This window comes from Streptomyces sp. NPDC044002, from assembly GCF_056434525.1.
The window spans coordinates 1-4,071 of the sequence record NZ_JBWKEZ010000125.1; the positions used below are offsets into that span (position 1 = coordinate 1).

General features: G+C 71.3%; 3 protein-coding genes. All 3 read left to right on the top strand.

Annotated elements, in window-relative coordinates; genetic code table 11:
• The first annotated feature begins 378 nt into the window (after nt 1-378).
• Nucleotides 379-1,008, top strand: coding sequence for a sigma-70 family RNA polymerase sigma factor (locus AC07A6_RS40600; protein ID WP_007265958.1), 630 nt, complete (start codon nt 379-381; stop codon nt 1,006-1,008).
• Between the two features lie 148 nt (nt 1,009-1,156).
• Nucleotides 1,157-2,656 (top strand): IMP dehydrogenase, encoded by a 1,500-nt coding sequence (gene guaB / locus AC07A6_RS40605; protein ID WP_042801583.1) that lies wholly within the window; start codon nt 1,157-1,159, stop codon nt 2,654-2,656.
• A 155-nt stretch (nt 2,657-2,811) separates the two neighbouring features.
• Nucleotides 2,812-3,936 carry a GuaB3 family IMP dehydrogenase-related protein gene (locus AC07A6_RS40610; RefSeq protein WP_362460703.1) on the top strand — a complete coding sequence of 375 codons (1,125 nt, stop codon included), beginning with the start codon at nt 2,812-2,814 and terminating at the stop codon, nt 3,934-3,936.
• Nucleotides 3,937-4,071 lie beyond the last annotated feature (135 nt).

Below are 4,071 nucleotides of genomic sequence, written 5' to 3' on the forward strand. Positions count from 1 at the left end.
TGCTTCTCTGTTCCTTTTTTCTCTCCCCCCCCCTCCCCCCCCCCCCCTGCCCCCCCCCCCCCCCCCCCCCCCCCCCCCCCCCCCGCCCCCCCCCCCCCCCCCGCCGCCGGGACGCGAGTCGCGGAAGTCCCGCCCCGACCGGTGTCGCACCGGGGATTGGCGGGGCACAATCCGGGGGACGTGTCGCTTCGGGCGCGATGCCGCATCCTTGATGGTGTGCCGCATTCTTGGAGAGGTCGAGTCCCGCGGGACGACGATTCGGGCCGAGCGGAGGGGAGGGCGCAGATGATGAGTTCCGGCGCACCCGCTCATAACGCTTCGATGCACAACACGGACCGCGGTGCCGCGAACGCTCCCGCGCCAAGGCACCATGGATTGATGCGCGACGACGAGGCCCTGGGGTCACCCGCGGCCACAGGCCCCACCGGCGCCGCCAAAGGCGGCAACGCCGGGGCCGTCGGCGCGCTCGTACGCCGTGCCGTCGAGGGGGACGAGCAGGCCACGCACGACCTCCTGGCCTTCGTGCACCCCCTCGCCCTGCGCTACTGCCGCACCCGCCTGTCGAGGCTCCCGGGTGATGCCCGTCACTTCGTGGAGGACCTCGCGCAGGAGGTCTGCGTCGCCGTGCTGATGGCGCTGCCCCGCTACCGGGACACCGGCAGGCCCTTCGAGGCCTTCGTCTTCGCCATCGCCGCGCACAAGGTCGCCGACCTCCAGCGGGCCGCCATGCGGCACCCGGGGAGCACGGCCGTGCCCTCCGACGAGATGCCGGAGCGGCCGGACGACTCGCTCGGCCCCGAGGAGCGGGCGCTGCTCAGCAGCGACGCGGCCTGGGCCAAGAAGCTCCTCGCGAACCTGCCGGAGAACCAGCGCGAGCTGCTCGTCCTGCGGGTGGCCGTCGGGCTGACCGCCGAGGAGACCGGTCAGATGCTCGGCATGTCCCCGGGAGCGGTGCGCGTCGCCCAGCACCGGGCCCTCAGCAGGCTGCGCGCGCTCGCCGAGCAGTGACCCGCACCGGAGGCTCGGGTTCCCTTTCGCGTCGATTTCTGTCGTAGGAAACGACGAAAATTGCGGTTGACCTTGGTCGTGGAATGAGACGCCCCGGGATCCCGTTAGCATGGACATCCGCGCTGAGCAAGACCATTTGGAAGGTGTCATGACCGCCGACGGAGTACCCGACAAATTCGCCACGCTCGGACTGACCTACGACGACGTGCTGCTGCTGCCGGGCGCGTCGGACATGGCTCCGGACGAGATCGACACCTCCTCGCTCATCTCGCGCAACGTCCGGGTGAACGTTCCGCTGCTGTCCGCCGCCATGGACAAGGTCACCGAGTCCCGCATGGCCATCGCGATGGCCCGCCAGGGCGGCGTCGGCGTACTGCACCGCAACCTGTCCATCGCCGACCAGGCCAACCAGGTCGACCTGGTCAAGCGCTCCGAGTCCGGCATGGTCACCGACCCGATCACGGTGCACCCGGACGCGACGCTGCGCGAGGCCGACGAGCTGTGCGCCAAGTTCCGCATCTCCGGCGTCCCGGTCACCGACCCCGCCGGCAAGCTGCTCGGCATCGTCACCAACCGCGACATGGCCTTCGAGTCGGACCGCAGCCGCCAGGTGCGCGAGGTCATGACCCCGATGCCGCTGGTCACCGGCAAGGTCGGCATCTCCGGCGTGGACGCCATGGAGCTGCTGCGCCGCCACAAGATCGAGAAGCTTCCGCTGGTCGACGAGGCGGGCATCCTCAAGGGCCTCATCACGGTCAAGGACTTCGTCAAGGCCGAGAAGTACCCGAACGCCGCCAAGGACAAGGACGGCCGCCTGCTGGTCGGCGCCGCCGTCGGCGTCGCCGGCGACGCGTACGAGCGCGCCCAGGCCCTGATCGAGGCGGGCGCCGACTTCATCGTCGTCGACACCGCCCACGGCCACTCCCGCCTGGTCGGCGACATGGTCTCCAAGATCAAGTCGAACTCCTCCGTCGACGTCATCGGCGGCAACGTCGCCACCCGCGACGGCGCCCAGGCGCTCGTCGACGCCGGCTGCGACGGCATCAAGGTCGGCGTCGGCCCCGGCTCCATCTGCACCACCCGCGTCGTCGCCGGCATCGGCGTCCCGCAGGTCACCGCGATCTACGAGGCCGCCCTCGCGGCCAAGGCCGCGGGCGTCCCCGTCATCGGCGACGGCGGCCTCCAGTACTCCGGCGACATCGCCAAGGCCCTCGTCGCGGGCGCCGACACCGTGATGCTCGGCTCGCTGCTCGCGGGCTGCGAGGAGTCCCCGGGCGAGCTGCTCTTCATCAACGGCAAGCAGTTCAAGTCGTACCGCGGCATGGGCTCGCTCGGCGCGATGCAGTCCCGCGGCGACCGCAAGTCCTTCTCCAAGGACCGCTACTTCCAGGAGGGCGTGGGCGGAGACGACAAGCTCATCCCCGAGGGCATCGAGGGCCAGGTGCCCTACCGCGGCCCGCTCTCCGCGGTCGTCCACCAGCTGGTCGGCGGCCTGCGCCAGTCGATGTTCTACGTCGGCGGCCGCACCGTCCCCGAGCTCCAGGACCGGGGCCGCTTCGTCCGGATCACCTCGGCGGGCCTCAAGGAGAGCCACCCGCACGACATCCAGATGACGGTCGAAGCACCGAACTACAGCCGCAAGGGCTGAGCACGAAGATCGCCCGAGGGGGCGGGCCCGGCCGGGCCCGCCCCCTCGGGCGTGTCCGGGGCCGTCCGCGGTCGTCCGTACAGCGGTCACCGGAACGCGGCCCCCCGCCGTTCGGGGATACTGGACGGGCAGACCCAGAGGAAAGGCCACCACACGTGACTGAGATCGAGATCGGGCGCGGCAAGCGCGGCCGCCGGGCGTACGCCTTCGACGACATCGCCATCGTCCCCAGCCGGCGTACGCGGGACCCGAAGGAGGTCTCGATCGCCTGGCAGATCGACGCGTACCGCTTCGAGCTCCCCTTCCTGGCCGCCCCCATGGACTCGGTGGTCTCCCCGCAGACCGCGATCCGCATCGGCGAGCTCGGCGGCCTCGGCGTGCTGAACCTCGAAGGCCTGTGGACCCGCTACGAGGACCCGCAGCCGCTGCTCGACGAGATCGCGGAGCTGGACGAGGCCACGGCCACCCGCCGCCTCCAGGAGATCTACGCCGCGCCGATCCAGGCCGACCTGATCGGCCGGCGGATCAAGGAGGTGCGCGACTCGGGCGTCGTGACCGCCGCCGCGCTCTCCCCGCAGCGCACCGCGCAGTTCTCCAAGGCCGTCGTCGACGCCGGCGTGGACATCTTCGTGATCCGCGGCACCACCGTCTCGGCCGAGCACGTCTCCGGCGCCGCCGAGCCGCTGAACCTCAAGCAGTTCATCTACGAGCTCGACGTCCCGGTCATCGTCGGCGGCTGCGCCACCTACACGGCGGCCCTGCACCTGATGCGCACCGGCGCCGCGGGCGTCCTCGTCGGCTTCGGCGGCGGCGCCGCGCACACCACGCGCAACGTCCTCGGCATCCAGGTCCCGATGGCCACCGCCGTCGCGGACGTGGCCGCGGCCCGCCGCGACTACATGGACGAGTCCGGCGGCCGCTACGTCCACGTCATCGCCGACGGCGGCGTGGGCTGGTCCGGCGACATCCCGAAGGCCGTGGCCTGCGGCGCCGACGCCGTGATGATGGGCTCCCCGCTGGCCCGCGCCACCGACGCCCCGGGCAAGGGCAACCACTGGGGCATGGAGGCCGTCCACGAGGACGTGCCGCGCGGCAAGAAGGTCGACCTCGGCACCGTCGGCACCACCGAGGAGATCCTCACGGGCCCGTCGCACACCCCGGACGGCTCGATGAACTTCTTCGGCGCGCTCCGCCGCTCGATGGCCACCACCGGCTACAGCGAGCTCAAGGAGTTCCAGCGCGTCGAGGTCACGGTCGCGGACTCGCAGCACAGCCGCTGACCCCTCACCGCACGCACGCCGGAGGGGGGGGGGGGGGGGAAGGGGGGTGGGGGGGCCGCGGTGTTTTGGTGTTTGGTTGTGGTGTTCTTTTTTTTTTTTCCTCTTCTACGCACAACGATACTACGACAGAAAGCG

What these genes read in the sequence shown, in the direction of transcription:
- guaB (WP_042801583.1), top strand. Translation starts at nt 1,157, where the DNA reads ATGACCGCCGACGGAGTACCCGACAAATTCGCCACGCTCGGACTGACC.
- AC07A6_RS40600 (WP_007265958.1), top strand. Translation starts at nt 379, where the DNA reads ATGCGCGACGACGAGGCCCTGGGGTCACCCGCGGCCACAGGCCCCACC.